Raw genomic sequence first — 1,086 nt, forward strand, 5'->3', positions numbered from 1 at the left:
CCAATGGTCTCGTGGAGCGCTTCAACGGGCGGGTGCAGCGCGAGGTGCTGGGCATCACCATCTACAGCCATCGGGACCTCGAGACGCTGCTCAAGGGCTTCAATCAGGCCTATAACAGAAGACGTCAACGCGTGCTCAAGGGGCGATCCCCGGATGAGGTTGTGCGAAGCCGCCTGGCTGCCGAGCCGAAGCTCGCCAACCGCCGCTACAAGCCACCCGATGCAGACGCGTTGCCGCCAGCCCTCCAGGTCATCGCTCATGCCAAGGAGGTCTCGCATCCAGACAACGCTGCTCCAGGGCAAGGTTGTAGACGAGGCGGCACAGTCCCACGACCTTGGCGAGCAGGACACGCTGCTCGTCGGTCGGGTAAATCCTGAACCTGTACGCCTTGTGCACCTGCATCAGGGGAACATACGTGGAACGGTAAAGCCTGGCAATCCTGTGAACGCGCCTTGTATCCTCGCCCTTGAGGGCGAGGATACAAGGCGCGATCTGATACGACGGCGGCCAAATGCTCCGATGGCGAAGAACTGGCACAGGCCACATTCTATCGCGAACTCGAAGAAACCCTGGCTGAGGCGCAGCGGCGGGGCCGCAAGTGCCAGGTCCAGACGATCCATGCCAAGATCGCCAACCGCAGAAAGGACGCTCTGCACAAGTTCTCCCGTGCCGTGGTCGATCGGGCGGGAGCCATCTTCGTCGGCAACATCTCATCCACCTGGCAGATTGCATCCGGGAACGCCAAGGCGACCCTGGACGTGAGCTGGTCCATGCTGCGCAACTTCCTTGAGTACAAGAGCGATCACGCGGGAGTTGTGTTTGCCGAGGTGAATGAGGCCTTCACAACGCAAACCTGTTCTGGGTGCCATGCGCTCAGCGGTCCCAAAGGCCGAGAGGGTCTTGCGGTCAGGCAGTGGGTGTGCAGCGAATGTGGTCTCGCGCATGATCGGGACCACAACGCTGAGCTGGCGGGTCGGGGTTCCGGCGCAGCGACAATTCTGATTCAATCCCCTGCATGTCACCGGCCCCGGATCTTGATGGCCTGTCGAACGCCGATCTGAAGCGGTTGGTGCTGGAGCTGTTGGG

Annotated in this window: 3 pseudogenes; 2 read left to right on the top strand and 1 reads right to left on the bottom strand. The window is 61.6% G+C overall.

Features of this window, described 5'->3' with window-relative positions:
• A pseudogene (locus FS320_RS43955) lies at positions 1-377 on the top strand (integrase core domain-containing protein); the annotation flags it as partial.
• Here the strand turns inward: FS320_RS43955 and FS320_RS51360 are convergent.
• A pseudogene (locus FS320_RS51360) lies at positions 340-546 on the bottom strand (helix-turn-helix domain-containing protein); the annotation flags it as partial. The pseudogenes FS320_RS43955 and FS320_RS51360 sit on opposite strands and share 38 nt — an antisense overlap.
• Between FS320_RS51360 and FS320_RS51365 the strand changes: the two are divergent.
• Positions 519-1,061: pseudogene (locus FS320_RS51365) on the top strand (RNA-guided endonuclease InsQ/TnpB family protein); the annotation flags it as partial. The pseudogenes FS320_RS51360 and FS320_RS51365 sit on opposite strands and share 28 nt — an antisense overlap.
• Positions 1,062-1,086: the final 25 nt, after the last annotated feature.

The sequence above is a fragment of the Microvirga tunisiensis genome (assembly GCF_009296175.1).
GTDB classification, from domain to species: Bacteria; Pseudomonadota; Alphaproteobacteria; order Rhizobiales; family Beijerinckiaceae; genus Microvirga; species Microvirga tunisiensis.